The organism is Marichromatium sp. AB32 (genome assembly GCF_003718675.1).
Taxonomy (GTDB): domain Bacteria; phylum Pseudomonadota; class Gammaproteobacteria; order Chromatiales; family Chromatiaceae; genus Marichromatium; species Marichromatium gracile.
In genome coordinates this window covers 1-5,989 of the sequence record NZ_RHFJ01000043.1, presented here as the reverse complement: position 1 = coordinate 5,989, position 5,989 = coordinate 1, and the positions used below count along the sequence as shown (strand labels likewise).

Here is a 5,989-nt window from a genome sequence, read left to right as displayed (position 1 = left end):
GATGTTGTTGCGCGTGGCGAGCGTGTGGGGGTGATCGGGCCCGAGGATGCGGGTTTGGTCGGCGAGCAGGGCCTCGGCGGCGGCGAGCGCGACCTCGATGGCGCCGGACTCGGCTTGCCAGCGAGCGATGTTGTTGCGCGTGGTGAGCGTGTCGGGGTGATCGGGCCCGAGGATGCGGGTTTGGTCGGCGAGCAGGGCCTCGGCGGCGGCGAGCGCGACCTCGATGGCGCCGGACTCGGCTTGCCAGCGAGCGATGTTGTTGCGCGTGTTAAGCGTGTCGGGGTGATCGGGCCCGAGGATGCGGGTTCGGTCGGCGAGCAGGGCCTCGGCGGCGGCGAGCGCGGCCTCGATGGCGCCGGACTCGGCTTGCCAGCGAGCGATGTTATTGCGCGTGGTGAGCGTGTCGGGGTGATCGGGTCCGAGGATGCGGGTGCAATCGGCAAGCAGGGCCTCGAAGGCGGCGAGCGCGGCCTCGATGGCGCCGGACTCGGCTTGCCAGTAAGTGATGTTATTGCGCGTGCTAAGCGTGTGGGGGTGATCGGGCCCGAGGATGCGGGTTTGGTCGGCGAGCAGAGCTTCGAAGGCCACGAGCGCGGCCTCGATGGCGCCGGACTCGGCTTGCAAGTAAGCGATGTTGTTGCGCGTGGCGAGCGTGTGGGGGTGATCGGGGCCGAGGATGCGGGTGCAATCGGGGAGCAGGGCCTCGAAGGCGGCGAGCGCGACCTCGATGGCGCCGGACTCGGCTTGCCAGCGAGCGATGTTGTTGCGCGTGGTGAGCGTGTCGGGGTGATCAGGCCCGAGGATGCGGGTTTGGTCGGCGAGCAGAGCTTCGAAGGCCACGAGCGCGGCCTCGATGGCGCCGGACTCGGCTTGCCAGCGAGCGATGTTGTTGCGCGTGGTGAGCGTGTCGGGGTGATCGGGCCCGAGGATGCGGGTTCGGTCGGCGAGCAGAGCCTCGTCGGCGGCGAGCGCGACCTCGATGGCGCCGGACTCGGCTTGCCAGCGAGCGATGTTGTTGCGCGTGTTAAGCGTGTCGGGGTGATCGGGCCCGAGGATGCGGGTTCGGTCGGCGAGCAGAGCCTCGTCGGCGGCGAGCGCGACCTCGATGGCGCCGGACTCGGCTTGCCAGCGAGCGATGTTGTTGCGCGTGTTAAGCGTGTCGGGGTGATCGGGCCCGAGGATGCGGGTTCGGTCGGCGAGCAGAGCCTCGGCGGCGGCGAGCGCGTCCTCGATGGCGCCGGACTCGGCTTGCCAGTAAGTGATGTTATTGCGCGTGGTGAGCGTGTGGGGGTGATCGGGGCCGAGGATGCGGGTGCAATCGGGGAGCAGGGCCTCGAAGGCGGCGAGCGCGGCCTCGATGGCGCCGGACTCGGCTTGCCAGTAAGCGATGTTGTTGCGCGTGGTGAGCGTGTCGGGGTGATCAGGCCCGAGGATGCGGGTTTTATCGGCGAGCAGAGCTTCGAAGGCCACGAGCGCGGCCGCGATGGCGCCGGACTCGGCTTGCCTGACAGCGATGTTGTTGCGCATGCTGAGCGTTTGAGGGTGATCGGGGCCGAGGATGCGGGTGCAATCGGGGAGCAGGGCCTCGAAGGCGGCGAGCGCGGCCTCGATGGCGCCGGACTCGGCTTGCAAGGAAGCGATGTTGTTGTGCGTGGCGAGCGTGTCGGGGTGATCGGGCCCGAGGATGCGGGTTTGCTCGACGAGCAGGGCCTCGAAGGCCGCGAGCGCATCCTCAATGGCACCGGACTGTGCTTGCCAGTAAGCGATGTTGTTGCGCGTTCTGAGCGTGTCGGGGTGATCGGGCCCGAGGATGCGGGTTCGATCGGCGCGCAGGGCCTGCAGGTTGTTGAGTGCCTCTTTGAGTTTTCCCGATTCGCCAAGGGCTTGACCATACTCTGCCCTGGCTTCGAGTAACTCGGGCGAATCCTCGTTGACCTGCAATTTCTCCAGATAGTCGCCCAACCGGATCAGGGTCGGCAGTTCTCGTGGCAGGTCGGCCAGGGCTTGCTGGAGGGTTCGAATGGCCATCAGGGCCTCGGTGTCGGTGATCTCGCCCTTGCCCTGGTGGTGGAGCGTGAGTGTGAGCCAGGCCCGATGTTGGGTCTCGCGCTCGGTCTCTCCTGGGGCTTGGTGTCGGATCTGTTCCCCGAGGTGTCGATAGAAGGCGTCGATGTCAGGATCGAAGAGGAATTGCCCGCGCTCTTCCTCGGCGATTCGCCGCTGATCGGGCTCGTTGAAGCGACGAAGCAGGGCCTCGATGGCCCGCACCCAGCCGTGGGGGATTTGTTCTGTTGTCAGGTGCTCGGCGATGCGCGTGTTGTCGGTCAGATCGCTGTAGGCTGCGATGGCCTGACCGGTGAGGCCGTTGTGCCAGGCGTTGGATCGGTCCGGGATGGCGAGCGTGGCCAGGGCGAGGGCCTGGCGGGCAGTCTCTGGTAGTTCCTCCCAGAGTGCGCGATAGAGTGTATGGACGTCGTTGTCGGGCAGGGCGTCGATCGCCTCCGGGCTGAGTTCGAGCGCGCGGCCGCCATAGCGACGCTGGAGCTTTGGCATGGTGCAGATCAGCTCCAGCGGGAGTGGGTTGTTGTAGCGCCGCGCCAGATGATCCACGACTTCGGCGGCCGTGCCTGGGTAGTATGCCTCCACCAGCTCGGCCAGGGACTCGGTGGGGAGGGCGTCGAGAGAGGCGTCAGCCGGGAAGGAGGGGGGCGGTGGCTGATCATGGCGGATACGTCGGCAGCGCTGCCGCAGGGTTGCGTCCTCCAGCAGCGCGTTGAGCTGCGTGAGCCTTTCGAGTTCTCCCGGCCAAGTGCTGGTGATGATGAGGATGGCGGCGTTCGAGCGCACCAGTCGGGCCAGTAGCTCTTCGACCAGTGGCGTGGCGCGGTGTAGATCCTCGACGAAGATGACGAATGGCAGTTCGGGGTGGGCGAGCCGGGTGATGAGGTCGACCGACCCGTCGATGATATCCGTTGGTTGATCCATCTCCAGACGGCCACCAGCCTTGATGTGGGCCGCATTGCGCCTGCGGTCGATGGCCTTGCCCGCCGTGAGTCGGGCGATTTGCGCGACGATGCCGCCGCCTGGAAGGGTGAGTTCGAGTGCCTTTCCGATGCTGAAGCCGACGAGTTCATCGCAGCCGGCTTCGAGTGCCTGTCGACGGTGACGGAGCAGTGATGCCTTGGCTTGCTCGAGGCTGGGGAAATGTCGCTCCTTGAACGAGACCGCCGCCGCCCAGGCCGCTTCCAGATAAAGGGCGTGCGTCTCGAGTTGGCGCAGATCGGTGAGCAAGGCCTCCGAGGGGGTGCCGTCGCTGCGCATGTCGCAGGCGATGCCCCACCAGAAGAAGCTCGGTAGGGCATTGGGTGTGCGCTCGACCCACTTGGGGTAGACATGCTTGCGCCGCGAGCCGACCTGATCGAGCCGGGCCTGCGGAATGGTGTCGAGGATGCTGGCCGGCCAGTAGCGTTCGGGATTGCTCTCGGCCTCGCGCGCGGCGAGCCGGGCGTAGAACTCCTGGGCGACTCGCGTCTTTCCCCAGCCGGAGGGCGCTTCCAGTGAGACCAGCCGGGTCTCGCGGTGCGTCTTGACCTCATCCAGCACCGAGAGCAAGCCGTCAACGAGCCGCATGCGCGAGGCGCCAACGAAGGGAGGTTGGGTGATAGGCTGCTCCATGACGGTGACGGCTCCCGAGATCTGTTCATCCATTGGCCTCCAGGATTCTGACCGAACAACGGGGCGTGTCACAAGACGTGTGAGGCGCCGGCCCCGACACAAAAATCCTTCGCGCTCTTCGCCACTTCGTGGTTCAAATCCGTCTCCAGCACCGACCCCGCTGGATCGGGTCGGCATGACAGCGGCTTGTCTGGCCACGCTGGAGCCCAACCGCGCTTGGCCGCATAATTGCTTCCCCTGAACGCCGGACGTGCCGGTCGGGGTCTCGTGCCCCGGCGTGGTGCGCCACGACGTCCGTTGTTCCACCTCCAGCCAAGCCGGCACGCCGGCTCAAGCCATATCATGAAACGAATCTCCGCCACCGAGCGCATCCACGGCGACCGCCGTGACTGGCACAATCTGCGGGCGATGTTGCCCTTCCTCTGGGAGTTCCGGGGGCGCGCGGCGCTGGCCATCGGCTGTCTGGTACTGGCGAAGGTGGCCAACGTCGGGGTGCCGATGCTGCTCAAGGAGATCGTCGATGCCTTCGAGCACCCCGAGACCCAGGCGCTGGTGCTGCCGCTGACGCTGCTGCTCGGCTACGGTGCGCTCAAGCTCTCGTCCTCGCTGTTCAACGAGTTGCGCGACGTGGTCTTCGCGCGGGTGCGCTATCGCGCCATGCGTCGGCTCTCGACGCGGGTGCTGACGCATCTGCACCGGCTCTCGCTGCGCTACCACCTGGGGCGCCAGAGCGGGGCGATCAGCCGCGATCTGGAGCGCGGCACCCGCTCGGTCTCGACCATCCTCAACTATGTGGTGTTCAGCGTGCTGCCGGTGGTGGTCGAGTTCCTGCTGATCGCGGTGGTGCTGCTCGGGCAGTATGCGCTGAGCTTCACCCTGGTGACCTTCGCCACGGTGGCGGTCTATTTCGTCTTCACCTTCGCCATCACCGAGTGGCGGATGGACTACCGCCGCCAGATGAACCGCTTCGACTCGCAGGGCAACAGTCAGGCCTTCGACAGCCTGATGAACTACGAGACGGTGAAGTACTTCGGCAACGAGCGCCTGGAGCTGGAGCGCTACGACGCCACCCTTGACGCCTGGGAGGGGTTGGCGGTACGCAGCCAGAACTCGATGTCGGTGCTCAACTTCGGCCAGGGGGCGATCATTTCGGTCGGCGTCACCCTGATCATGATCCTCGCCGCCCGCGGGGTGGTCGACGGCAGCATGAGCATCGGCGATCTGGTGCTGGTCAACGCCTTGTTGCTGCAGCTGTTCATCCCGCTCGGCATGCTCGGCATCGTCTATCGCCAGATCAAGTACGCGCTGGCCGACATGGATCTGGTGTTCAAGCTGCTCGAACGCGAGCCCGAGATCGAGGATGCCCCGGACGCCCCGGCGCTGGCGCTGCGCACCGGCGAGGTGCGCTTCGAGCACGTCGATTTCCACTACCAGCCCGAGCGCGCCATCCTCCGCGATGTCGACTTCACCATCCCCGCCGGGCAGACGGTGGCGGTGGTCGGGCACAGCGGCGCGGGCAAGTCGACGCTGTCGCGGTTGCTGTTTCGCTTCTACGATCCGATCGGCGGGCGGGTGCTGATCGATGGTCAGGACATCCGCGCCGTCTCCCAGGACAGCCTGCGCGCGGCCATCGGCATCGTCCCGCAGGACACCGTGCTGTTCAACGAGAGCATCTATTACAATCTCGCCTACGGTCGCCCCGGGGCGAGTCGCGCCGAGATCGAGCAGGCCGCCGAGATGGCGCACATTCGCGACTTCATCGAGTCGCTGCCCGATGGTTGGGAGACGGTGGTCGGCGAGCGCGGGCTCAAGCTCTCCGGCGGCGAGAAGCAGCGCGTGGCGATCGCCCGCACCATCCTCAAGCGCCCGCGCATCCTGGTCTTCGACGAGGCCACCTCGTCGCTCGACAGCCACACCGAGCAGGCCATCCAGCAGACCCTGGCCGAGGTCGCTGAGAACCACACCACCCTGGTGATCGCGCACCGTCTCTCGACGGTGGTCGAGGCCGACCGCATCCTGGTGATGGAGGCCGGGCGTATCCGCGAGCAGGGCACCCACCAGCAGTTGCTCGCCGCCGGCGGCCAGTACGCGGCGATGTGGGAGTTGCAGCAGCGCGAGGGCGCGCAGTCGAGCTAGGGAGGATGGACGATGCGGATCGGTGGCGCGCGGCGACGCCTGAGCGCGGAGGGATTCGACGAGGGGCGGCGGGTGCGCGCGTTGCTCGCGGCGCTGGGGTTGCGCGCGCCGCTGCTGGCGCTGCTCGGCGCGGTGGCGCTGGCGGCGCTCGCGGCGCCGGCGCCGGCGGACTAGACGC

Annotated in this window: 3 protein-coding genes; 2 read left to right on the top strand and 1 reads right to left on the bottom strand. The window is 67.1% G+C overall.

The annotated features are described in order from the left end of the window. Window positions 1-3,708 (bottom strand): tetratricopeptide repeat protein (locus EBL85_RS12520; protein ID WP_190288075.1); only part of this gene is annotated, 3,708 nt, incomplete at its 3' end. Window positions 3,709-4,017: 309 nt separating this feature from the next. Here EBL85_RS12520 and EBL85_RS12515 point away from each other — a divergent pair. Beyond that, on the top strand, window positions 4,018-5,811 hold the full coding sequence (locus EBL85_RS12515) for an ABC transporter ATP-binding protein/permease (RefSeq protein WP_123143077.1): 1,794 nt from the start codon (window positions 4,018-4,020) through the stop codon (window positions 5,809-5,811). A 12-nt stretch (window positions 5,812-5,823) separates the two neighbouring features. After that, window positions 5,824-5,985: a hypothetical protein gene (locus EBL85_RS17220; RefSeq protein ID WP_190288074.1), complete on the top strand. Its 162-nt coding sequence runs from the start codon at window positions 5,824-5,826 to the stop codon at window positions 5,983-5,985. The last annotated feature ends 4 nt before the right edge of the window (window positions 5,986-5,989 follow it).

Bases quoted from the DNA above. Each gene is read 5' to 3' on its own strand.
- EBL85_RS17220 (WP_190288074.1), top strand. From the start codon at position 5,824: ATGCGGATCGGTGGCGCGCGGCGACGCCTGAGCGCGGAGGGATTCGAC.
- EBL85_RS12515 (WP_123143077.1), top strand. From the start codon at position 4,018: ATGAAACGAATCTCCGCCACCGAGCGCATCCACGGCGACCGCCGTGAC.